At 62.4% G+C, this 22614-nt stretch carries 25 protein-coding genes; 8 read left to right on the top strand and 17 right to left on the bottom strand.

Annotated elements, in window-relative coordinates; translation table 11 throughout:
* Positions 1-53: 53 nt before the first annotated feature.
* A complete protein-coding gene (locus ACGYLY_RS05420; RefSeq protein ID WP_395282616.1) occupies positions 54-701 on the bottom strand; it encodes a PEGA domain-containing protein in 648 nt (215 codons plus the stop codon).
* Between the two features lie 437 nt (positions 702-1138).
* On the opposite strand from ACGYLY_RS05420, the gene ACGYLY_RS05415 reads away from it, so the two are divergent.
* Positions 1139-1354 carry a hypothetical protein gene (locus ACGYLY_RS05415; RefSeq protein ID WP_395282617.1) on the top strand — a complete coding sequence of 72 codons (216 nt, stop codon included), beginning with the start codon at positions 1139-1141 and terminating at the stop codon, positions 1352-1354.
* Positions 1355-1382: 28 nt separating this feature from the next.
* Here the strand turns inward: ACGYLY_RS05415 and ACGYLY_RS05410 are convergent, their stop codons facing one another.
* A complete protein-coding gene (locus ACGYLY_RS05410; RefSeq protein ID WP_395282618.1) occupies positions 1383-1805 on the bottom strand; it encodes a hypothetical protein in 423 nt (140 codons plus the stop codon).
* A gap of 166 nt (positions 1806-1971) precedes the next feature.
* Here ACGYLY_RS05410 and ACGYLY_RS05405 point away from each other — a divergent pair, with 166 nt between their 5' ends.
* Positions 1972-2997 carry a metallophosphoesterase family protein gene (locus tag ACGYLY_RS05405; protein WP_395282619.1) on the top strand — a complete coding sequence of 342 codons (1026 nt, stop codon included), beginning with the start codon at positions 1972-1974 and terminating at the stop codon, positions 2995-2997.
* Positions 2998-3035: 38 nt separating this feature from the next.
* Here the strand turns inward: ACGYLY_RS05405 and ACGYLY_RS05400 are convergent, their stop codons facing one another.
* The gene (locus ACGYLY_RS05400; RefSeq protein WP_395282620.1) at positions 3036-3740 is read right to left on the bottom strand and encodes an alanine--tRNA ligase-related protein; all 705 of its coding nucleotides are present in this window, start codon (positions 3738-3740) and stop codon (positions 3036-3038) included.
* Between the two features lie 110 nt (positions 3741-3850).
* On the opposite strand from ACGYLY_RS05400, the gene ACGYLY_RS05395 reads away from it, so the two are divergent.
* Positions 3851-4558 carry an HD domain-containing protein gene (locus tag ACGYLY_RS05395; protein ID WP_395282621.1) on the top strand — a complete coding sequence of 236 codons (708 nt, stop codon included), beginning with the start codon at positions 3851-3853 and terminating at the stop codon, positions 4556-4558.
* A 14-nt stretch (positions 4559-4572) separates the two neighbouring features.
* Here ACGYLY_RS05395 and ACGYLY_RS05390 read toward each other — a convergent pair whose 3' ends face one another.
* From ACGYLY_RS05390 to ACGYLY_RS05365, 6 genes are all read right to left on the bottom strand, one after another.
* A complete protein-coding gene (locus tag ACGYLY_RS05390; protein ID WP_395282622.1) occupies positions 4573-5229 on the bottom strand; it encodes a LysE family translocator in 657 nt (218 codons plus the stop codon).
* Positions 5230-5268: 39 nt separating this feature from the next.
* Positions 5269-5982 (bottom strand): TMEM165/GDT1 family protein, encoded by a 714-nt coding sequence (locus ACGYLY_RS05385; RefSeq protein WP_395282623.1) that lies wholly within the window; start codon positions 5980-5982, stop codon positions 5269-5271.
* A 1-nt stretch (position 5983) separates the two neighbouring features.
* Positions 5984-6655 (bottom strand): metal-dependent transcriptional regulator, encoded by a 672-nt coding sequence (locus ACGYLY_RS05380; protein WP_395282624.1) that lies wholly within the window; start codon positions 6653-6655, stop codon positions 5984-5986.
* 69 nt (positions 6656-6724) lie between these two features.
* Positions 6725-7378: an HAD family hydrolase gene (locus tag ACGYLY_RS05375; protein WP_395282625.1), complete on the bottom strand. Its 654-nt coding sequence runs from the start codon at positions 7376-7378 to the stop codon at positions 6725-6727.
* Positions 7379-7500: 122 nt separating this feature from the next.
* Positions 7501-8757 carry a Glu/Leu/Phe/Val dehydrogenase gene (locus ACGYLY_RS05370; protein ID WP_395282626.1) on the bottom strand — a complete coding sequence of 419 codons (1257 nt, stop codon included), beginning with the start codon at positions 8755-8757 and terminating at the stop codon, positions 7501-7503.
* A gap of 84 nt (positions 8758-8841) precedes the next feature.
* Positions 8842-9687: an HpcH/HpaI aldolase/citrate lyase family protein gene (locus ACGYLY_RS05365; protein ID WP_395282628.1), complete on the bottom strand. Its 846-nt coding sequence runs from the start codon at positions 9685-9687 to the stop codon at positions 8842-8844.
* 105 nt (positions 9688-9792) lie between these two features.
* Between ACGYLY_RS05365 and ACGYLY_RS05360 the strand changes: the two genes are divergently transcribed.
* Together ACGYLY_RS05360 and ACGYLY_RS05355 are read left to right on the top strand one after the other, a co-directional pair.
* Entirely contained in the window at positions 9793-9957 is a 165-nt protein-coding gene (locus tag ACGYLY_RS05360) for a hypothetical protein (protein ID WP_395282630.1), read from the top strand.
* Positions 9958-10013: 56 nt separating this feature from the next.
* Positions 10014-10199: a hypothetical protein gene (locus tag ACGYLY_RS05355; protein WP_395282631.1), complete on the top strand. Its 186-nt coding sequence runs from the start codon at positions 10014-10016 to the stop codon at positions 10197-10199.
* Positions 10200-10324: 125 nt separating this feature from the next.
* Here ACGYLY_RS05355 and gdhB read toward each other — a convergent pair whose 3' ends face one another.
* Positions 10325-11599, bottom strand: a complete 1275-nt coding sequence (gdhB, locus tag ACGYLY_RS05350) for a glutamate dehydrogenase GdhB (protein ID WP_395282633.1) — start codon at positions 11597-11599, stop codon at positions 10325-10327.
* A 308-nt stretch (positions 11600-11907) separates the two neighbouring features.
* A complete protein-coding gene (locus ACGYLY_RS05345; RefSeq protein WP_395282634.1) occupies positions 11908-13107 on the bottom strand; it encodes a PQQ-binding-like beta-propeller repeat protein in 1200 nt (399 codons plus the stop codon).
* Positions 13108-13272: 165 nt separating this feature from the next.
* Here ACGYLY_RS05345 and ACGYLY_RS05340 point away from each other — a divergent pair, with 165 nt between their 5' ends.
* Positions 13273-13728 (top strand): MaoC family dehydratase, encoded by a 456-nt coding sequence (locus ACGYLY_RS05340; RefSeq protein WP_395282635.1) that lies wholly within the window; start codon positions 13273-13275, stop codon positions 13726-13728.
* Here the strand turns inward: ACGYLY_RS05340 and ACGYLY_RS05335 are convergent.
* From ACGYLY_RS05335 to ACGYLY_RS05325, 3 genes are all read right to left on the bottom strand, one after another.
* Positions 13725-14069, bottom strand: a complete 345-nt coding sequence (locus ACGYLY_RS05335) for a DUF5658 family protein (protein WP_395282636.1) — start codon at positions 14067-14069, stop codon at positions 13725-13727. The genes ACGYLY_RS05340 and ACGYLY_RS05335 overlap by 4 nt on opposite strands.
* Before the next feature lie 113 nt (positions 14070-14182).
* The gene (locus ACGYLY_RS05330) at positions 14183-15886 is read right to left on the bottom strand and encodes an acyl-CoA carboxylase subunit beta (RefSeq protein WP_395282637.1); all 1704 of its coding nucleotides are present in this window, start codon (positions 15884-15886) and stop codon (positions 14183-14185) included.
* Between the two features lie 151 nt (positions 15887-16037).
* Positions 16038-16460, bottom strand: a complete 423-nt coding sequence (locus ACGYLY_RS05325; protein ID WP_231183167.1) for a hypothetical protein — start codon at positions 16458-16460, stop codon at positions 16038-16040.
* Positions 16461-16747: 287 nt separating this feature from the next.
* On the opposite strand from ACGYLY_RS05325, the gene ACGYLY_RS05320 reads away from it, so the two are divergent.
* Positions 16748-19180 (top strand): hypothetical protein, encoded by a 2433-nt coding sequence (locus ACGYLY_RS05320; RefSeq protein ID WP_395282638.1) that lies wholly within the window; start codon positions 16748-16750, stop codon positions 19178-19180.
* A gap of 63 nt (positions 19181-19243) precedes the next feature.
* On the opposite strand, the gene ACGYLY_RS05315 is transcribed toward ACGYLY_RS05320, so the two are convergent.
* From ACGYLY_RS05315 to ACGYLY_RS05305, 3 genes are all read right to left on the bottom strand, one after another.
* The gene (locus ACGYLY_RS05315) at positions 19244-20080 is read right to left on the bottom strand and encodes a class 1 fructose-bisphosphatase (RefSeq protein ID WP_395282639.1); all 837 of its coding nucleotides are present in this window, start codon (positions 20078-20080) and stop codon (positions 19244-19246) included.
* A 2-nt stretch (positions 20081-20082) separates the two neighbouring features.
* Entirely contained in the window at positions 20083-20871 is a 789-nt protein-coding gene (locus ACGYLY_RS05310; RefSeq protein ID WP_395282640.1) for a class I fructose-bisphosphate aldolase, read from the bottom strand.
* A 119-nt stretch (positions 20872-20990) separates the two neighbouring features.
* The gene (locus ACGYLY_RS05305; RefSeq protein WP_395282641.1) at positions 20991-21569 is read right to left on the bottom strand and encodes a helix-hairpin-helix domain-containing protein; all 579 of its coding nucleotides are present in this window, start codon (positions 21567-21569) and stop codon (positions 20991-20993) included.
* A gap of 138 nt (positions 21570-21707) precedes the next feature.
* Between ACGYLY_RS05305 and ACGYLY_RS05300 the strand changes: the two genes are divergently transcribed.
* A complete protein-coding gene (locus tag ACGYLY_RS05300; RefSeq protein ID WP_395282643.1) occupies positions 21708-22565 on the top strand; it encodes a 3-hydroxyacyl-CoA dehydrogenase family protein in 858 nt (285 codons plus the stop codon).
* Positions 22566-22614 lie beyond the last annotated feature (49 nt).

Here is a 22614-nt window from a genome sequence, read left to right as displayed (position 1 = left end):
AATTTACTGCTGCACGATGGACGGAGTATCACGACATCGACGGGCAACCGTCGTCACTTCGAACTGTACGTGATCGTCCCGGTCCACTTGCCGTAGATGTCGTCGTGCTGGTGGTCCTCGTCGAGCATGTAGACGGTCACTTTGAGCGTGCCGTCGTTGAACTGCTCGAAGGCACCCTCCTCGATTTCGACGGAGTAGGTTCCCTCGTCGTGCTGGAAGCGGACGCCGGTACGCCCGACGTTCTTGCCGTTGATCCGGACGAGGAAGTACGGGTCGCCGTCCACCAGCGGTTCGGGGTCGACGTTGGGCAGGCTAGTGTTGGCCACGACTTCGACGTTGAAGTCGGAGTAGCCGTTTCCGTTCTTGGCTTTGACCTTGTCCACGAGCGTGACCTTCTTCAGGCGACCCATTTTACTGCCTTTTCGCTTGTCGTCGAGCGGCGTGTTCGGGGACTTCGGCGGCGACCAAGATTCCACTGTCGTCGTAGTGGTCTCCGTGGTCGAAGCGGCCGTCGTAGTCGTTTCCGTGGTGGTCGTCGTTCCACCGTTCGACGACGTCGTTGCCGTTGTCGTCGTGCTCGTTGCTGTGGGTGCGTCCGTGGTCGTTGTCGTCGTGGTCGTATCCGTCCCACCAAGTCCGGCGCAACCGGCGAGGAGAACGGAGAGAACGAGGACGACTGCGATGGATCGATGGCGATTCATACGTGGTACGTTACTGTTGGAGCCAGAAACCATAAATAACCTTTTGCCGGTTTCAAGACCCTATTTCCTCGTATCAAGCCGTTCCACATTGAGGGTAACGCTGGAATACTACCACGAGTAATCGACCCCACGAGGTATTTTGCCGACGTTCCGAGATCCATCGATATATTCGAGAACGCTTCGAATTCGGTGATTACCCCGTCCGTGGGAGAACCTGTCGTCGAGAAATCGGACCATTCCGAGGGCAGGACGTCACCCAGACGAAACCGTTCGAATCGCTTCACGAGGTTCCGCATTTAGTATCAGTGACGTGAAACAGAGAAAACGTACTACGCCGCGAGACGGTATGTTTACATCGTCTTATGAAATGACGAATGGAAACAAGACATATACCATCCCGCCACATTTGTAATATCTACTATCAGATGAAGGACATCATGAAGTACGAGCAAGAAGGTCGGTACGACATGTCCGTAACGGATGCACATTTCGAGGAGGATGGGTCGTTATGTCTGTCGCTTCGTTTCGGACCACGTGGGTTACCGCCCCTCGACAGGTTGCTCACGAGGGGTTACGTCAAACTCAGCGTGTTCGACCGAGAGGAGTTTCCGGAGGACGGAGTACTGACGCTGTACGGCCGCTCCGAGGAATAAAAAGGTGAGACCGTAAAAACGGCTAAAATCAGAGGCGGTCGCGGCCGTTACCCCGAGAGGAAGACCGGGACACGTCGATTCGCTGAACCGCTCGTGCGACCGACCGGAGATACCGACGAATGTCGAATCCCGCTCGCCGGGTCGTTCGACCGTTCCGGGAACGGTCCGACTCCGACCGATTTGACAACCGTTTCACCTTTCGTTGGATTTCAGGCGAGATGAGCGGATCGTCGGGCGAAATCAGTCGTGACAGCACTACGCAAATGGCGGCAATAACGACCGAGTAGTAACCGAACGTGGTCAGTATACTCGACGAAAAGAACGCCACGTAAATGCCGTTGATGAAGAAAAACAGTCCCACTAGTTGCAATCCCCTATTGAGATAGGAGAATGACGACGAACCCGTCGCCGTCGTTGTTGTTCCGATTCCTTGGAGGCTTCTCGTACTCATCCTCGTCCATCGTTTCGACGTGCGACGTAATGAAAGTCAGTCAGACACGTGTATTGGACGTGACGTGACTGAAATAACACCGTTCGGGGAGAACTATATAGACTATGGTATCAAATATATACATTCGTGGTTAGACTTATAGCCGTTGCCGAAGTTTACACACGTGATGATCGAAGACGGGATACCGGCGGAATTTCAGAACGAGTCCCGCCCCATCGAGGCCGTCAGCGAACCACCGACCGAGAACGCCACTGCGGGCCCCCTTTTCGCTCAGTTCTCCTATCCGCGGAGCGAGACACGAACGACGATCGCCGTCGTCTCCGACACCCACGTTTCGACCGAAAAACGTGGCACGTGGAAGGTGTTTCACCGAACCCGTGAACGACTCCGTACCGTGATCGCGGACGCGAATACCCGCGACGTGGACGCGGTCGTGTTCGCGGGCGACCTTACTGAGGACGGTTCGGTCGAGGACTTCGAAACCGTTCGCTCGCTTTTGGCCGACCTCGACGTACCGTACGTCGCCGTCCCCGGAAACCACGACGTTCCGAAGTCCTTCGACAGCCACGAGACGCCGCCGCTCTCGTCGTTTGAGTCGGAGTTCACCCCTGGTGGATTCCCGTTCCACGAGCGCGTCGGCGACGTGGACGTCATCGGTCTGAACAGCGCCTCGACGCCCGACGGAACGCTTTCCGACTGCCACGACGGATGTATCTCCGACGACCAACTCGCGTGGCTCGACCGAACGCTTCCGAAGACGGACGCCCCCATCGTCGTCTCACATCACAACCTTCCGGGACTGTCCGATGGAAAAGACACCCACTCGTGGCGCTCGTCGTTCCCGATGCGCAACGCGACGGAACTGGCGGACGTTTTCTCCGGTCACGACGTTCCGTTGCACGTCTCCGGCCACCTGCACGTCCCCGCAGTCGCGGAAACGATGGGCGTGCGCGAACTGATCGCACCGTCGCTCTGCTCGTTCCCGCAGGCCTACCTCCTGTTCGAAACCGGACCGCTCGGGACCGCCGTTCGATTCGTTCCGACGGCCGACGAAGCGGGGACGATGGAAGCGTACATGCACGCGAAAAAGGACTCCGCACGGAGCGATGCGCTCGCGGAGATGACGCTCGACAGGATGGACTCCTTCCCGCTCGAAGACGAGCGATTGCTCGTTCCGAACCGACCCGCCTAGTGAGAATCGTCCAGGTCGCTCGTTCCGTCCACTCGGCTTTATTCGAGAACGAACTTCAGGCGCTCCTCGTCGCTTCCCTTCGTCTCCCGGCCGGTGATTCGGAACTCGCCGAGTTCGTCGGTTCGTTCGACGTGGGTACCCGCACAAGCGGTTCTATCGGTCCCCTCGATTTCCACGATGCGGATCTCGCGGATGCTTTCGGGAAGGAGGTGAATTCGGGTCCGTTCCGGATCGAGGGAGGACTCGGCCTCGTCGCGGTCCATCTCGTACCAACTGACCGCCAGTCCCGCGTCGATGCGGTCGTTCATGGCCGACTCGATGTGACCGAACTCCTCGTCGGTGAACCGCTCGTAGCCACAGTCGATTCGCGCGCGGTCGGCGTACAACTGATTGCCCGTCGTCTCCGCGTCGTACTCCTCCAACAGCACCGCCGAGAGGAGGTGTTGAGCCGTGTGATATCGCATATGGGCGTAGCGTCGGTCCCAGTCGATTCGTCCGGTGACGGTCGTTCCCTCCTCGGGCGGCGTCCCGTCGAGCGCGTGGTAGACGGTGTCTTTCTTCTGCACGTCCGTGACGTTCCACGTCTCGTCCTCGAATTCGAGAACCCCGGTGTCGTACGGTTGGCCGCCGCCTTCGGGATAGAACAGGGTTCGGTCGAGTACGACGCGGTCGCCCGCGACGCGTTCGACCGTGGCCTCGAACTCCCGCTCGTCCGTCGCGTCGAGATACAGCGCCTCGGTCATACACGGGGAGAAGAGCACCCGTCACTTAATGACCTCGTCGTAACGCTAAAGAGCGAATCGTGCGTTTGTATCAGTAATGAGTACGAACGCCGAACAATGGAGGGAGTTCTGTGGGTGTCGAGATTAAGGGGTCTCCCGTCTCCGAATCGGAATTCGAGGACATGAAGACGTTTGTGTACGAGTATCTCGCGGCAAGCGTAAAGAACGAGGAAAGCGGGGGACGCATGCGGTGGTACCCGTGGCACTCCGCCGACTACCGGTTCAATCACATTCTCAACGTCGTGAACCTCGCCGAGACCATCGCGGAACGGGAAGGTGCCGACGTGGACGTCGCTCGTGTCGCAGCGCTGTTCCACGATATCGCCAAACTCGACGCGGACCAAGAAGTCCACGCCGAGGAGGGCGCGCGCGTCGCCCGCGAGTATCTGGAATCGCACGGCGAGTTCCCCGAATCGTTCGTGGACCAAGTGTGCAAAGCCGTCGAAGATCACTCCTATCAGGGCGACCTGTCGCGCCTCTCGAAGGAGGCACAGAGCCTCATCGAGGCGGACATGCTGGACAAGGTCGGGGCGAACGGAACCGCCCTGATGTTGCTGCGGATGGGCTACGAGGCGCGGACGCACATGGCCGCCGCGGAGATGGTGGACCGGGTGCTGCAACGCGGAAAGGACGCGTCGTCCCGCGTCCAGAGCGATACGGCACAGGACATCGCCCACCGCCGGCTCAAACGCGTGAAATGGTTCCGCGAATGGCTCGAAGAGGAGGTCCCGGAGATGGACGCCGAACCGTCGGGATCGCCGCGCGGCGGCGGACGCTGACCGACGGACGTCGATTATAGGAACGTCGTCGCGGCGTCGTAGACGAAGGAGATCCCGGCGAGCGCGAGGACGCCCGCGCTCACGTACGCGACGGCGGGAGCGAACGAATCGACGCGCTTTCCGGCCGCCGACAGCGCCGCCGGAAAACCGGTTATCCAGCAGGCGATTCCCGCGAAGAATCCGACGATTATTATCGGCCCGCCGGTCGTGACCGTGAGGTTTCCCGGCAGTCCGGAGAGGACGTCCAACTTTCCGGGGTCGAGCAGGCCGACGCCCGCGGTGAGCCACCAGATTATCTGATACGGGTTCGTGATGGCGAGCGCGAACGCCTTTCTGAACCCTCTCGCCCCCTCGTCCACCGTGTCATCGGTGAACGTCGACGTGGCATCCTGTGCCGCTCCGTAGGCGAAGTACAGCATCAACAGGCCGCCGACGCCGACCATGAATCCGCGCACGGTCGGCGCTTCCCTGACGATGGCGACGACGCCCGCGAGCGCGAGGACGAAAAAACAGGCGTCCGCCGTCATCGCACCGAGTCCGGCGAAGAACCCCGACCGCCAGCCGCGGAGAACGCTCTCCTCGGCGATGACGGCGTTCATCGGTCCGGGAGGCGCGGCGAGCGAGAGACCGAGGACGACGCCCGCGAGCGCCGAGACGAGAACCTCAAGCATCTGCCGTCCGTTTTGCCCGGCACCAGTAAAAGAGCGCGGTTAGAGGAAACCCTGCCACTCGGCGAACACCAGCGCGCCGAAGGCGAGGAAGACGAATGCGGCGACGAGTTCGAGCCATTTCGTCGGCAAAATGCGCTCGAACCGTTCGCCGATGACGGCGTCGAGGCCGGTTCTGAGTCCGAGCGCCGCGATGACGCCGACGAATATCGAGAGCGGCGAGTTCGGAAACGTCGTCGCGAGGTTGATGGTCAGCAGTTGGGTTTTATCCCCGAACTCCGCGAACAGGATGAACACGAACGTCGTCAGGACGCCGCCGTAGGCCCCCATCCGGGTCAGCAGACCGTCGGGAATCACCGCGCCGGTCACGCCCACGTCCATCCCACCGGCGGTCAACAGCGGTCGGTCGTCGGACTCCTCGGTGAACTTCGAAACTGCACTCCGTAGCGTCCAGAGGCCGAAGACGACGAACAGGGCGCCGGTCAGGACCGTGATGACGGTTCCGGGCAGGACGGTAACGATGACGTGACCGAACGCGATTTCGACGGTACTCCAGAGGGTAAACGCGGCCATCGCGCCAACGAACACCCGCTTTGCGTCGTAGCGCGAAGCCAGCGTGACCACGACGAGCTGTCCCTTGTCCCCGAACGTGGCGAGGAGGTTGGCGAGGAACGCGGCCGCCACCGGCCCGTAGCCCTCGTACCGATGGATGACGTGCTGTAGACCGGTCGCTAACGGGGTCGCTGTTCCCACCATTTTACGCGAGTTCTTCGACGACCGCCCGGACGCGAATCGACCGAGCGATGGTTTCCGGAAGGCTCTGTTCCCCCTCGTTCACCGTGACCGTCACCATCCCGAACGGGGCCACGTCCACGATCTCCATCTCCGTGCCGGGCGTGATACCCGCGTCGGCCAGATAGCGCAACTCCTCGTCGTCGCGGTCACTGACCCGTGCGACGACGACACGCTGTCCCTCCTCGTGTTCGCTCAGGCGCGTCGTGTCGTCATCGTCGATGGGCGAGAGGCTCGCGTCGGGGATGGGGTCGCCGTGCGGGTCGACCGTCGGGTTCCCGAGCGCGTCGGCCACGCGCTGTTCGAACTCCTCGCTGATGTGGTGTTCCAGACGGTCGGCCTCCTCGTGGACTTCGCTCCACGAGTAGTCCAGGTGTTCGGTCAGGTAGGATTCGAGCAGTCGATGGTGTCGAAGCACTTCGAGGGCGACCGTCTCGCCCTCGGGCGTGAGCTCCACGCCCTTGTACTTCTCGCGGTCGAGAAGTCCGCGATCCGTTAGCTTCTCCACCATGCTGGTGACCGTGGGCGGCGTCACCCCGAGATACTCCGCGATTTCGGAGGTCGCGACCGGCCCCCCATCCTCCTTCTGAAGCGTATAGATGGCTTTCAAGTAGTCTTCCATCACGTCGCTTAGCATCACTGGTCGGAATTAGACACTTCTAAACCTTCAATTTGTCGTGTGCTTATGCCCGTTCGTCGACCGAATCTATCGTCGGTCGGACTCCACCAACGGGAGGAGTACGGCCGCGAGTTCCGTCATATCGACGGCCGAGACGGGGGCATCCGGTCGGGGCTCGTCGCCGACGTACACCGTCCCGAACCCCTGTTCACGGGCGGGGACGATGTCCTCCTCGAACGTGTCGCCGATGTAAATGAACTCGTCCGCGTCGAGCCGTCGTTTCGCTTCCTCGAAAATCGCGGGATCGGGTTTCCGTGCCCCGACTTCGTTCGAGATGACGACGGTATCCACGAGGGATTCGAGGCCGTGTGCGTCGATTTTCCGACGCTGTGCCCGTCCATCCCCGTTCGTGAGGATGCCGGTCGGACACCGAGCGGAGACGGCTTCGACCAGTCGCCGAACGGACGGGCGAACGCGCGTGGCTTCGGCCTCGTTTTCGATGTGCGTGGTCGCCAACGGTCCCGGATCCGCATCGAAGTCGTATCTCTCACGGACCGCGGCGAACGCGCGTTCGTACGGCTTCGATCGCAGTTCCGTAATCCCTTCCAGCACGGTTTCGGAGTACGTCACCAGCATCTCTTCCGTCGGTTCGACGGGAAATGACCGCGCAGCGATCTCGCCGAACGAATCGGTGTATTCGAGGAGCGTGTTGTCGAGGTCGAAATAAACCGCAGTCGTCATTAGTGACGGTGTCGATTCGAGTGAAAAGTATGCTTCGATCGGCGGTTTTCCACCCGTAACGACCGTTCGAAATGACGATTGCCGGCGTACGAAAGCCAATTCGTGAGAGGTCGGTTCCGCGTTCAGGGCCAGTTGCCGCTCTCGGTGTAGGCGTCGATGACGCGCTGGAGGGAGACCACGTAGGCCGCGGTTCGGAAACTCGGCAGGTCGTGTTCCTCGTAGGCGCTCGTCAGGTCGTCGAACGCGGAGACGACGATGTCTTCGAGTTCCTCGTTGACGCGCTCTTCGGACCAGTAGAAGCGCTGGCGGTTCTGTACCCACTCGAAGTACGAGACGGTGACGCCGCCCGCGTTGGCGAGAATGTCGGGGAAGACGTACACGTCGCGCTCCGTGAGGACGTCGTCCGCATCGGGCGTGAGCGGTCCATTCGCGGCTTCGACGATGACGTCGGCCTGCACCTCCCGTGCGAGTTCGCCGTCGATGGCGTTTTCGAGCGCGGCCGGAACGAGGAGGTCCACGTCCAGGGTGAGGAGGTCCTCGTTGCTGATTTCCTCCTCGGTACCCGCGTAGCCGACGACGCTTCCCGTCTCGTTCTTGTGGTCTTTCACGTCGCGGGCGTGGAGGCCGTCGGCGTTGTAGATGCCGCCGCTGGAGTCTGACACGGCGACGATTTTCGCGCCGAGGTTTTCGAGGAGCTTCGCGGAAATCCATCCGGCGTTCCCGTAGCCCTGCACGGCGACGGTCGCCCCCTCCATCTCCTTGCCGAGGTAGTCGAACGCCTCGCGGGCGGTGAGCATGGTCGAGCGACCCGTCGCCTCGACGCGACCCTCGCTGCCGCCGCTTTCGAGCGCTTTGCCGGTGATGACGCCCGGTTCCGTGGTGTTCTCGAGCTTCTCGTAGGTGTCCTTAATCCAGTTCATCTCGCGCTGGCCCGTATTGACGTCGGGTGCGGGGATGTCCTGGTCCACGCCGATGAACGGTCGGAGTTCCTTCGCGAACGAACGCGTGACGCGCTCCAATTCCGCTTCGCTGTACTCGTCGGGGTCGATGATGATGCCGCCTTTCCCGCCGCCGTAGGGGATGTCCACCACGGCGGTCTTGTACACCATCCATCCGGAGAGGGCCTTCACTTCGTCGCGGCTGACGTTGGGGTGGTAGCGGATGCCTCCTTTGTACGGGCCGCGGTCGCCGTTGAACTGCGACCGGAAGGCTTTGAACGTCTCGATCGAACCGTCGTCCATCTCGACGGAGAGGTTCGTTTCGAGTATCCGCTGGGGATGCTTGAGCCGTTCGAGGACATCGGGGGACGCGTCGAGATACTCCGCTGCGTCGTCGATCTGTTCCTGTAAGCTCTCGAACGGATTGGCTTGTTCGGACATCGTCTGTCAATGCCACCCACCCACTGTTAAGCATGACGAAATAAGGATGAGCTAATACCCCTAAATGTGATATAATGTCACGAGTCAGTTGTCAGCGCGAGCGTACTCCATCACCCGCTCGGCTTGCGCGATGAGCGGCGCATCTATCATCTCGCCGTCGACCCTGAACACCCCCCGTCCCTCCTCGTCGGCCTTCTCCTTGGCTTCGAGTACTGACTCCGCCCACTCGATCCGCTCCGGGTCGGGCGTGAACGCCTCGTTGATGGGAGCTACCTGTGCGGGATGAATCGCCATCTTCCCGTCGTAGCCGAGGCGAATCGCGAACTCCGTCTCCTCGGCCAATCCGTCCGTGTCTCCGATATCGGTGTACACCGTGTCGATGGCGTTCACGCCCTCCGCGCTCGCCGCGATGACGACGTGTTCCCGCGCGTAGAGGACCTCGGTTCCCTCGTCCGTCCGCGTCGCCCCGATGTCGGCGGAGAGGTCTTCTGCCCCGAACACGAGCGCGTCCGTCTCGTCCACGGCGGCGATTTCGGCGGCGTTGAGGACGCCGCTCGCGGTTTCGATCAGTGCGAGGATGGGCACCCGACAGTCGTGTTCGTCGAGGAGTCGGGCCAGCGTCTCCGCGTCGGTAGCCGACTCCGTCTTCGGAAGCATGACGCAATCGACCGCTTTCGCGCCGTCCGCGATTCCGCGGAGGTCGTCGTCCGCCGCGATCCCCGTCGGGTTGACGCGAACGCACACCTCGCAATCCGGGTCGAACGCCGGATTCGTGAGTACCTCACGAACCGCGGTTCGTGCCTCTCCCTTCCGCTCGGGAGAAACGGCGTCCTCCAAGTCGAACACTATCACGTCGGCCCCCGCTCCGGGCGCCTTCCACATCATCTCGGGTCGGTCGCCCGGCGTGAACATGACGCTTCGTCGTGGCATGGAGGAAGCGACGCGTGGCGTCGCTTTCAAGCCACCGAAGGGGTATCCGGATGGCCTCCCGATTCCTGTCGGAACCGTTATACTGTCCGAAATATGGGTGGTAGTATGGTCGACGTCGGAACTATCGAACGAAAGCAGTTGGGGATCGCACTCCTGTTGGTCGCGAGCCTCACCCTCTCCGTGGGCGTCCCGATCGGAAACGTTCCGCTCGGGTTCGGCATCGGTGTCGCCTTCGGAGTCGCCAAACTCGTCGTCGAAGCGGTGCGCTGAGTCGGGTCCGGCCACCGCCGAGATAGGTTTATCACCTCTTCGACCAGTGTATCGTCATGACTCGAACGAAAGAGGTGGACGCGAACTCGGAAACCGATTCGGACTCCAACATGGGGATGGGTATCGGTCTCGGTGTCGCTCTCGGTGCCGCACTCGGCGTCGCACTGGACAACATCGCGCTCGGTGTGGGAATCGGAATGGCAATCGGCGTTGCAGTCGGAGCGGGACTGTCCAACCGGTAGCTATCGATTCTCTCGATAATCCTACCTGTAGACGCGTCAGTGAAACGGCTATCTTCGACCAAAAAGACGACCGCACGTTTTCCATCCGTATTCCGTTCGATACGGCCCGTTCGACCGACCTCGAATTAAGGCCAGAGTCCGCGGGCCTGATGGGCGTCCGCGATGCGGGAGAGACCGACGATGTACGCGGCGTCACGCCACGTCACGCCACGCTCCTCGACTTCGCTGCGCACGTTGTCCCACGCGTTCAACATCTCGGATTCGAGTTCCTCGTTGACGCGTTCGAGCGACCACTGACGGCGGTTGATGTCCTGCAACCATTCGAAGTACGAGACCGTGACGCCGCCCGCGTTGGCGAGGATGTCGGGGATGACGTGGATGTCGCGCTTCTCGAATATCTCGTCCGCGGTGGTCGTCGTCGGGCCGTTCGCACCCTCTACGATGATGTCCGCCTGCACGTCGCGGGCGTTCGCCTTGGTGAGGACGTTGCCGATCGCGGCGGGGATGAGGACGTCCACGTCGAGTTCGAGGAGGTCCTCGTTGGGAATCGGGTCGTGGTCGTCGAACGTTGTGACGGCTTCCGGCCTTTCCTCGTGGGTCGGAATGCGGTCGATGTCGAGGCCGTCCTCGTCGTAAATCGCGCCGTTCACGTCGGAGACGGCGACGACGTTCGCGCCCCACTCGTGAAGCGAGAGCGCCGCGTTCGCGCCGACGCTCCCGAACCCTTGAATGGCTATCGACGTGTCTTCGAGGGGGTAATCGTAGTACTCACACGCCTCGCGGGCGATGATGGCCACCGACCGACCGGGCGACTCCTCGCGGCCGTACGAACCGCCGATGACCGGCGGTTTGCCCGTGACGACGCCGGGTTGGGTTTCGCCCTCCTGCATCGAGTAGGCGTCCATGAACCACGCCATCGCCTGCGCGTCGGTTCCCATGTCGGGGGCGGGAATGTCGCGCATCGGTCCGATGAAGTCGCGCAGTTCCTCGGCGAACCGGCGGGTGAGCCGTTCTTTCTCCTCGTTGCTGAGTTCTTTCGGGTTGACGACGATGCCGCCTTTCGCTCCCCCGAACGGGAGGTCCATGACGGCGCACTTCCACGTCATCCACATCGAAAGACCGATACACTCCTCCTCGGTGACGCCGGGGTGGTAGCGCATACCGCCCTTGAACGGCCCGCGCACGCTGTCGTGCTGTGCGCGGTAGCCCGTGAATATCTCCGTGTCGCCGTCGTCCCGCTTCAGCGGAACCGAGACGCGGTGCACTTGGTCGGGGTGTTGCAGGCGCGCGATGACGCCGGGGTCGACGTCGAGGTGCGCCGCGGCGCGTTCGAGTTGTCGTCGTGCCGTTTCTACCGCCGTTTCCGGTTCGTCCGTGGTCTGCTTCCCAGTAGATGCCATGGTGTGGACGCCTCCGACAGGCTTGCCCGTTTAGTCGGGAGCGCCACGAGAAAGACCTTACCATCCGTCATCGCGTCGCCATGCAATACCACGGCACGACGGTCGCGAAAGAACACGATGAACGAGAGGGTGAAACGGGAGAGCGGGTGTGGACCGCGCGAGCGACGAAAGTAACCGAGCGAAGGGAGAGACGAGGAAACGAAGGGAACGGAGAAGGACGAAGGAAACGAAGAGGAGAAAGACAAAGGAAGTGAAGAGGAGAAGGACGGAGAGATGAAAGCAGAACCGGGAGACGGTTCAGGAGCGGATTACAGGGGAAGTGAGTACACCGTTCCGGCCACGTCACCGACGTAAACGGCGTCGCTGCCGACGGCCGGCGACCCGACCAGTGAATCCCGTGCGTGGAAATACCACCTGACGCCGCCGTCGGCGCGGTCGAGTGCGACGAGCAGTCCGTCGTCGTTGCAGACGTACACCAGTTCGTCCGTGACGGCGAGCGACCCCCACACGTGCGCACCGGTTTCGACGCGCCAGCGTTCGGTTCCGTCCGCCGCGTCGAGCGCTAGAACGTCCCCGTTCGCACAGCCGACGTAGACGGTCCCGCCGACGAAAGTGGGAGACGACCAAATCCCGGCGTCGGCCTCGTATCGCCACTCCGTCTCGCCCGTTTCGGCGTCGAGCGCGTAGACTCGGTCCCCGTCCACGGTTCCGACGTACACCGTATCGCCGACGACTGCGGGCGTACCCGCGATGGCGAGCGAGGGCGCAAAGCGGAATCGTTCGTCGCCGTCGGACAGTCGGTGGGCGAACAGACCGCCGTCGAGGCCGGTCGCATAGAGGGTGTCTCCGGCGATCTGCATCGACGTGAGCGCCCGTGCCGGACTTCTGAACGACGACGTTTTCGCCCCGGTTTCGGCGTCGAGCGTGGACATCCGTCCGTTTCGCGCCGCGACGTAGAGCGAATCGCCGAGGAGTATCGGCGACTCCTCGACGCCGGCATCGGTTCGAAAGGTCCACTCCCGCGTTCCCGTCGCCCCGTCCAGCCCGAACAGGTTTCCGCTCCGGTCGCCGACGTAGGTGAACTCCGCACCCGGAACCGGCGAACCGACCGCGTTCGGTGCTTGAAACAGCCAATTGCTGACGCCGTCCAACCGGTCGATGCTGCAGACGAATCCGTTCTCCGTTCCGACGTACACCGACCGGTTCCTGATGACGGGGGCGGTTTCGATCGGCCCGCCGACGTGAGCGTACCACCGTGCGTGAGCACGTCTGCCCTCGCCCGTTGGCATCGTCGGGGTGGTCGGTTCCCCTTCGACGCCCGGTTCGGGGGCATCGATTCGGACGTTCGGCCCGGAATCGATACCGCCGTCGGCGATGAACGTGGCGTCGTCGGGCGTCACCGCTCGATCGAACTCGTCGGTCGTGTTCGAATCGACACCGTCATTCCGTGTCCGCTCCTTTCTCTCACGACGCTTCTCCCTCGCCTGTCGCATGTTTCGTTCTTTCATATTTGTCCTGACCTGACTTTGGCCTGAGCATCACCCCGTTCGAATACTTGCCTCTTTGTTATGGGCTGCTTACGGGGGGCTATCGAACGCGCAACGATTGGGAGCGGTTGCAACAATCGACCCCAGACCGACAGGATTTTTCCCTCGCTCGACGCAGACGTTCGCATGACGGGGCTGTATTACGAGGAGTTCGAGGTCGGCGAAACCATCGAACACGAAAAGCGACGTACCATCAGCGAAAGCGACAATCAGCGGTTCTGCGATATGACGATGAATCAACAGCCGCTCCATTTGGACGCCGACTTCGCGGCGGACACCCAGTTCGGCGAGCGGTTGGTCAACGGACTGTACACCATGAGCGTCGCCGTGGGGGTGTCGATTCCCGACACCACGGACGGAACCATCGTCGCCAACCTCTCCTACGACGACGTCTCCCACCCGGAACCGGTGTTTCACGGAGATACGATTCGCGCCCAGTCTACGGTCACGGACAAGCGCAAGACGAGTGACGGCGAACGCGGCGTCGTCACGATGAAGGTCGAGGTCTTCACAGTCGATGGCGACGACGAGACGCTCGTGTGCGAGTTCGAGCGAACGGTCCTCTCGTTGAAGAAACCTTAGGGCAGGAACGCGGAGAGGTTCACGAAGACGGCGAACACCCACGGGGCGGCGAGGCTGATCGGAACGAACGCGGCGTACTCCCGCGGAACGAGGGTCCGGCCCACGAATCCGACGGCGAGTGCGAACGCCTTCAGTCCGACCAGCGAGAGGAAGCCGAACCGACTGAGCGCGTGGCGTGCGACCGGATTCGATTCGACGAGCCCCGCCCGTAACCCGACGTACGTCGTGAGCAAATCACCCACTAGCGCGAGAAGGACGACCGCCCAAAGTAGTCGCTCGATGTCGCCGAAATCGAACCAATCCGTGCGCTGATATCGAAACGAATAGGGCTGGTGACTCATGGATGCTAACGTGGGTTATTCCACGTACATCCACAGGCACGCCCGAACCGGGCTTTATTATGAACCGGATTATCCGGCTTAAACGGGGTCTAAGACGGCCGGTTTCCGTCTCTCTATAGAATCGTGCCGTGTTTCTTGTCCGGCAGGTCCTTCTCCAAGCCCGCGTAGAAATCGTAGCGTTGGACGAGTTCCTCGCGGAGGGTACTCGGCGGAACGATGTCGTCGATGACCATCTCGCTCGCCATGCGGTGGACGTCGATGTCCTCGCGGTACTCCTCGCGGAGTTCCCGCTCGCGTTGAGCGCGTTCCTCCTCGTCTTCGATGTCGTTCAGCTTGTTCGCGTAGACGGCGTTGATGGCCGCTTCCGGTCCCATGATGCCGATTTCACCCGACGGAAGTGCGATGATACTCTGTGGGTCGTAGGCCGGTCCGGACATGGCGTAGATACCCGCGCCGTAGGCCTTCCGCACGACGACGGAGAGTTTCGGGACGGTGGAGGAGGACGTTGCGTAAATCATCTTCTTCCCCTTCTCCAGAATCGCGTCCTTCTCGACCTGCGACCCGGCCATGAATCCCGGCGTGTCACAGAGGTAGAGGAGCGGAATTTCGAACGCGTCGCACTTCCAGATGAACTCGGCGGCCTTCTCGGCGGCGTCCGGGAAGATGGCCCCGGAGCGCTGTGCCGGTTGGTTGGCGACGATACCGACGGGTCGCCCGTCGATTCGCGCGAAGGCGGTGATGATTTCCCCGCCGAAGTCCGGCCTGAGTTCGAAGTAGGAGTCGGCGTCGACTACGCGCTCTATCAGGTCGGTCATGTCGTAGGCCCGGTTCGGACTGTTCGGGATGACGCCGTCGATGCCCTCCGGAGACCGTTCGGGCGCTTTCGGTTCGCTTCGCGGCGGTTTCTCGTGTGCCTTGTCGGGCAGGTACGTGATGAGGTCTGCGACGAGTTCGCGGGCGTGTTCCTCGTCGCGGGCCACGAGGTCCGCGCTTCCCGAGTGTTCGGCGTGCATGTGCGCGCCGCCGAGATCCTGCATGCTGATGTCCTCGCCCGTGACCATCTGTACCATCCGCGGGGAGGCGATGGCCATCGCCGACATTCCTTCGACCATGATGGTGAAGTCCGCGAAGACCGGGGTGTAGGCGGCCCCGGCGATGCACGGCCCGTAGAGGACGCAAATCTGTGGCACGCGTCCCGAGAGCATCGAGTGGTTGTAGTAGTACTTCCCGATGCCCTCGCGGTTGGCGAAGAACCCGGACTGCTGGTCGATGCGGCCACCCGAGGAGTCCATCAGGTAGAGGACGGGTTTCCCGTTCTGCAGCGCACGCTGTTGCATGCGGAGGAACTTCTCGACGCCCTTCGCGGCCATGCTTCCGGCTTTGACCGTGAAGTCGTTCGCCATGAAGTGTAGGTCGCGGTCCTCGAACTCCGCCGCGCCGGTGATGAGGCCGTCGGCGGGCAGTCGGTCGTCCGCGTCGAACTCGGCGAACCGGCCGTCCTCGAACTTCAGTCCTTCCTCTCCGAACCACAGGTCGAGTCGATCACGGACGAACAGTTTGCCCTTCTCCGAGAGGCGTTCTTTGTATTTTTCCTTCCCGCCCGACTCGATGTCCTCGATTTCCTGCCAGAGGAGTTCCTCGCGTTCCGTCGGTCCGAGGTCGTCTTCCGGTGGTTCGCCGGGGTCGCTCCACGTGGCCGTCGGTTCGTCCGCGTCGCCGACGAACACCTCCACCTCGCTTCCGACGTGTTTTGCGAGCGCGCTGGCGATTGCCGAGGCTTCCTCCTCGGTCGCCTCCGTTCCGATACGAACTTTCATGAATGTGAATCCGTGAGGCGATTTCAAACCGTTTTCCCTTTCCATCGCGGCAACATTTTCTCGGCGAGTGGGTGAAATAGCGGAAAAAGGAAACGAGAGGGGAGGGTTAGAAACGTCTGCGGGGAGGCAGTGCTGAGCGAATCGAGACGGATTACTGGTCGGGGAGTTCCATCGCCGCGACGTGCTCCGCGTACTCTTCGAGAACGGGTTGACCCCAGTACCGAAGTGATTCGCTCCGTGGATCGTAATCGATGATGTTCGCGTCCGCGAGTTTCGGGAGGTGCGTGTGGTGAAGCGATGCCTCGACACGCCGTCGGTAATCGTCCGGGACATCGTCGGCCGACGTTTCGGTCTCCCACGTGACGACCTGGTCAACGAGGTCGGAAAGCGTCGCTACGCCGTCCGCCGTCGTCGAGAGATAGTGGATGGCGTATCGCCGTTGCTTGTTCGACAACAGTTCGAAGATGTCATCGAACGATGGTCTGCTCACTGCCGGTTCGGCGCGAAGTACGTGGGAGGGTTGTCCCGATGGGCGGTTCCCCGTGTCATCACGGTATGGTGACTCGTTGCTCATGCGACGCTCAACAGCAGTTGACCAGCATGGATAAAGAAGGGTGAATCTAGACACCTAGAAAACTGGCAACGAAAGTGAAATCATCGGCCCCAAGAGTTTTATTTCGTATAAATGGAATACCGATTATATTCGGGTCCGTGTGCGAACAGCCACGGTCGCTCGAAACGAGGATTACCCTGTCGATGATCTTTCACTACTTCCGGTATTGGTGGTTTCGGATTCGGCAATCGAGACCGATATTGGCCGGTGATTCGGAGAACGGAATTAACGATGTACGAGGTTGACGTGTGCCATTGTCGTGTGAGTCGTATCCGATGACTCGATTCGCACGGGCCGCACTCGCCCTCTTCCTCGTACTCCTCGTCAGCACCGCAAGCATCGGCGTCGTTTCGCTTTCGAAATCGCCCGACTCGGCTTCGGCACCGTCCGCCCCACCGTCGGCATCGATGGCCACGCTTCCGCTGTTACCGGCGAGCGAGGGAAGCGGTGAACTCCTCCAGCAGACGGCGACAAATCAGTCGGCCCGTGAACGGGCCGCCACGCTCGGTGCCGTGCAGGGTGCGTCGTTGGCACAGAGACAAGGAGTCACGATCAACCAACAGCAGCGTCAAGCCGCCGTGCAGGGTGCAGTGCAGTCCGTCTCCCAGAACCAGCAGGCGAACGTCACGCAGATTCAGGCGGCGGCGCGCGGTGCGGCACACGGGACCCTCCTCCAGAGTCAGGACGCGAACGTCACGCAGATTCAGACGGCGACGCAGGGTGCGACCGCCGGTGCGACCACGCAGGTCCAGCGGGCCACGGTGACGCAGATACAGGCCGCCGCGTTCGGCGCAGCACACGGCGCGACGGCCGGGAGTCAACGAGCGACCGTCTCGCAGGTGCAGGCCGCCGCGAGAGGCGGTGCACAGGGCGCGGCAACCGGCGCGACGCAGAACCAGCAAGCGAGCGTCTCACAGATTCAGGAGGCAGGACAGGGGGCCGCGTTCGGCGCGCTCGATCAGAGACAGAGCGTCTCGGTGAAACAGATACAGGCCGCGACGCGAGGGGCCGCGAGCGGCGCGGTCCAAGCCCAGCGCGCCAACGCGAAACAGGTCCAAGTCGCCGCGATGGGAGCAGCACGGGGCGGCGTCACGCAAGTGCAGCAAGCGACCATCCAGCAAGTTCAGGCGGCGTGCCACGGTGCCGCGGCGGGGGCCGTCTCGCAGGTGCAGCAGGTGTCCGTAACGCAGATTCAGGTGGCGACACAGGGTGCCGTGACGGGTGGACTCACGCAGGTCCAGCAAGCGACTGTCGAGCAAATTCAGGCGGCCTGCCGCGGCGCGGCCGCCGGCGCGTTGAGCGTCACGCAGATTCAAGTCGTGAACATCGTCCAGATTCAGGTCGTCGCACAGGGGTCGGCACAGGGTGCGGTGCAGGGAGCCGTCCAAAAGCAGGTCGTGAACGTCGAACAGATTCAAGCCGCCGCGAAAGGGGCGTCACAGGGCGGCATCACGCAGGTTCAGACCGTCCGAATCACACAGATTCAGTCGGCCTGCGTCGGGGCGGCGTCGGGTGCCGTCACACAAAGCCAGCAGGTGAGCGTCACACAGGTCCAAGCCGCCGCCCGAGGTGCGTGTGCGGGTGGCGTCGTGGCGAGCCAACGCCAGCAAGCCTCCGTCAAACAGGTGCAGGCGGCGACGCAGGGCGCATCGAGCGGGGCGATTTCACAGAGCCAGCAAGCGTCGGTGACGCAGTTGCAGGCGGCCTCGCGCGGGGCGGCGCTCGGTGGACTCACGCAAGTGCAACGAGCGACCGTCCGGCAAGTGCAGGCGATATCGTTCGGCGCGGCCGCCGGTGCGACGCAGGGAGCGACCGCGGGAAGCGTAACCGACCCGGACCAGGTTCGACAGGCGGCCCTCTCGGGGACGTCACAGGCGTCGGATGAGTTACAACCGGGAACGACCGTTCCGCCCGAAACGCTTCGGTCGATAGCCCAGAACGAGGCGAGCGGCGGAGCGCAACCGACGGCACAACCGACGCAGACGCAACCGCCGACACCGACGACTCCATCGCAGGGTCCGACGACGACGCCGTCGCCGACGTCTACGGAAGTACCGACGCCGACACCGACTACCACGCCAAACCCAGTCACTACGACCCCGACGCCGCCCACCACGACGACGAACGTCACGGTCCCAACCACGACGACGCCGAACGGGACGACCACCGTCGCGCCGCCGACCACGACGAACGCCACGACAACGACGACCGGACCACCCACTGCACCGGCGAGCGTGAATCTGACCTGTACGCAAGTCACGGTGAACGCGACGCAACCGGACGACTATCGGGTGCAGGCGGTGTTGGTGAACGCCTCGAACCCGCAGTCGGGCGTGCTGGTGACACGGAACGTCTCGGCGGCGGACTTCGTACAGCAGCCGAACGGGACGGTGTCGTGGACGAACACGACCGCTGACTTGGACGCCGACGGGTACGTCTTCGTCAACGCGACGATATTCGACTCGAACGGCCAGCAAGTCGCGACGACGCAGCAGAGCGACCTGCAGGCGTGTATCCGCCAAGTCGGTGGTCCCGGCCAGACCACCGTACCGCAGACGACCGTCGGCGGCCCGACCGCCACCGCCGGCCCCACGACAGTTGCGACGACGGCCGGACCACAAACGACGCCGGCGACTCCCGCTCCCACGACGGTGGGAACGAACCAGTCGCTCGAAACGTGACCCGTCGCCTAACGGCCGGAAACCCGTCCACAACCCCGAAAGAAAACCGAACGGTCCGAAGAGCTATAGCGTCGATTCGAGACGGTCGATGAGGTCCTCGTTGCCGATGTGCAGCGGCACTCGCTGGTGAAGCTCCTCGGGCGTCACGTCGAGAATCGACGTCTCGCCGTCGGAGGACCGGCCGCCCGCGGACTCGATGATGTACGCCATCGGGTTGGCCTCGAACTGGAGCCGGAGCTTTCCCTCCGGGCGCGATTCCAGTCCGGGGTAGGCGAACACGCCGCCGTAGGTCAGTACTTGATTCACATCCCCGATCATCGAACCGCCGTAGCGTAGTTTGAGTTCATTCTCGACCTCGCGTGCGTAGGCCGTGAACGCCTCGGGCCAGTCCGGGACCCGGCCGCCAAATCCGTAGACGGTGGGATCGTCGGGGAGCGTCACGTCTTCGGTGACGACTCGGTATTCCCCACTCTCGATGACGTATTCCGTCACGGAATCGTCTCGGGCGACCATCATCGTCGTGATGGGGCCGAAGAGGACGAACGCCGCCGCGACGAGGTCGGTTCCCTTCGCCGGGAGCGGCGCGTCGTAGACGCCGACGACGGTTCCCATCGAGTTGTTCGATTTGAGGTTCGACGACCCGTCGAGCGGGTCGACGGCGACCGACAGACCCTCGCCACACTCGACGACGTGTTCCCGTTCCTCGCTCGCGAACTCGCCGACGCCGTCGATGGCGGTCAACTCGGCTTCGAGGTGCTCGTCGGCCCACACGTCCGCCGCCATCTGGATTTCCCCGCTTGGATTCTCCTCGTCCGCCTTCCGACGGCGGCCGGTGAGACCGCCGCGGATTTCGGGCGCGGCGGCGGCGACGGTCGCGATGATTTTTTCAACCGTATCCATCGTTAGAGCGCTTCGTCGGCGGTTGCGCCCTCGAAGATGACCTTTTCGAGCGCGTCGAGGATTCGCTCGGGGTCGTCGCGCTGCCAGACGTTGCGACCGACCGCGAGTCCGGCACCACCGGCGTCCATCACGGCTTCGACGCTGGAGAGGAAATCGTAGTCGCTGGTCTTCGAGCCACCGCTCATGACGACGGGCATGTCCGCGGCGGACTTGACCGCCCACTCCATGGATTCGCGGGAGCCGGGATATTTCACCTTCGCCATGTCAGCGCCGATTTCGAGCGCGATTCGGGTCGCGTAGGCGATGGTGCTCTCCTTGGTGTCGTTCTTGAGGCCCTGTCCGCGCGGGTACGACCACATGACGACGGGCATGTCGTATTCGCGGTGTGCCCGCTCCTGCACGTCGCGGAAGTCCTCGTACATGTTACACTCGTGGTTCGAACCGGAGTAAACGGTGTAGCCGACGGCGTCCGCGCCGAGTTCGGCGGCGTAATCGACCGTCCAGTTCTGGGGCGAGTACGGTTCGCCCATCCAGAGGTTGCTCGTCCCGTTGAGTTTGGCGAGCAGGTTCACGTCGTCCTCGTAGGAGGGGTAGTACGTCTCCGCGAGGCCTTTCTGGACAGCGAGGCACGTGACCGCGTCGTGGGTCGCGGTTTCGAACACCTTCTCGGGATCAAGCGTCTCCGGAACGGAGCCGAAGTCGGCTGACGGTCCGTGTTCCAGCCCGTGGTCGTGAGCGAGAATAAGTGCTTTGCCGTCTCGCGTGACTTGCGAGTCAGTCAGCGGAATCATCATTCCGAACTGCGCCGACGATATATAAGAGTGTACTGGTAGCGCCCGAACCTAAACGATTGATTTCAGCCTTCTCAATAGCTCTATTGTGAGAATAGAAAACTACGATAGTAGTAAATTCACAGCAGTTCGTGGGCGGAATCGCACCATTCGACAACTCGATCTTGGTCGAACGCGAGCGAGTCTGCGACTCGTTCCGGGTTGGCGATGGCGAGACTCCGAACCGAGGTGATGCCCGCCTCTGCGAGTTCCTCGGCTAGTCGCTCGTCGATTTCCGGCACGTCGGTCACGGGGTCGGGACTGCTCCGGTCGCGCCACGCCGCTTCCTCCGCCTTCGCGTCCCCGCTCCCGTCGGTCGTGGCCGTTTCGGGTGTCTCACGTTCCCAGTCGCCGGAACTGGCCGCGATCCACGCGCGCTCTTCGTCTCGAAGACCGCGGACCTGCGTGGACCGCCCTCGGAGGTCGTTGCCCGACTCGAACGACCACGAAAGGGAGTGTTCGCGCCGTAGACGCCCCGCGACGCCCGGATTGACGTCCGCTCCGCGGAGCATCTCGTAGGAGACGGTTCGGTTCCGGATGTCCTCGACGCCGAACGACACGCCTTCGAGAACCGCCGCCGTCGCTGGTCCGACGTATTTCACGTCCGTCGGTTCGGTCACGTCATCTTCGCCTGTCTCGTGTTCCCTCACTGCCCTCACCGATTCGTTTCTTTCTCCCACTCACTCATCTTGAATGTTTCGCCATGCGACCTGTTCGAATAGTTACTATATCAACAGATTTTGTCCTCCCGCTCGCGTTCCGCTATCCTTACAACCGCTCCCGGAGCAGTCGCCACCATGCGGACGCTTTCCGACATCGACAGCATCGGCGTGATCGGGGCAGGCACCATGGGCAGCGGCATCGCGCAAGTCGCCGCGACGAACGGGTTCGACGTGGTCATGCGCGACATCGAGACGGAGTTCGTGGAAAACGGGTTCGACACCATCGAGAGCAGTCTCGACCGGTTCGTCGGAAAGGAGAAGATGAGCCGTGAGGAGGCCGACGAGGTACTCTCGAATATTACGGGCACGACCGAACTCGACGACCTCTCGGACTGTGACTTCGTCGTCGAGGCCGCCGTCGAGAACATGGACATCAAACAGGACATCTTCGCGGAGTTGGACGACGCGCTTCCCGAGGACGTCGTCCTCGCCACGAACACCAGCACGCTCTCGATAACGACCATCGCCAGCGTCACCGACCGCGAAGAAAAAATCGTCGGCCTGCACTTCATGAACCCCGTCCCCATCATGAAGGGCGTCGAGTTGGTCGTCGGCGAGAAGACGGACGAGGACGTCGTCACCCTCGCCCACGACCTCGCGGAGGAACTCGGAAAGGAGACGTGGGAATCGGACGACAAACCCGGATTCGTCACCAACCGTATCCTCATGCCGTGGATCAACGAGGGAATCCGCGCCTACGACGAGGGCGTCGCGGACAAGGAGGACATCGACAAGGGAATGACGCTCGGAACGAACGTCCCCATGGGTCCGCTCACGCTCGCCGACCACATCGGTCTGGACATCTGTCTCGACGCCAGTCAGACGCTGTTCGAGGAACTCGGCGACCGGTACAAACCCGCCTACCTGCTGAAGCGCAAGGTGGACGCTGGCGACCTCGGCAAGAAGACGGGTACGGGCTTCTACGATTACTGAACCGCGACTCGCTGTTTTACCGATATCGTAGACGAACCGAGAACGGCGA

The organism is Haladaptatus sp. CMAA 1909, assembly GCF_043952005.1.
In the GTDB taxonomy this organism is placed as follows: domain Archaea; phylum Halobacteriota; class Halobacteria; order Halobacteriales; family Haladaptataceae; genus Haladaptatus.
This window is presented reverse-complemented; position numbering and strand designations above follow the sequence as displayed.